Here is a 247-nt window from a genome sequence, read left to right as displayed (position 1 = left end):
CTAATTACCCGTGAGGCTTAACCATACAACGCCAAACGCGTTTTGTGACAGAAACAAGCGACAGAAGTTAATAGCTAAAGTAGATAGATACTTAGACTTAAAAAATATTATCAGATATTTTCCAAATTTATGAGGTGACTCTTAGCGCGTAGCGTTAACATTGAGGCACCTTGCGCAAAGGAAAAAGTAGCACTACGTGCTTGTCCTTACTCCTTTGCACCTAATTTGCTTGGTAACCATAGCGTTT

The organism is Pseudoalteromonas sp. A3, assembly GCF_025942345.1.
Lineage (GTDB): Bacteria > Pseudomonadota > Gammaproteobacteria > Enterobacterales > Alteromonadaceae > Pseudoalteromonas > Pseudoalteromonas atlantica.
This window is presented reverse-complemented; position numbering follows the sequence as displayed.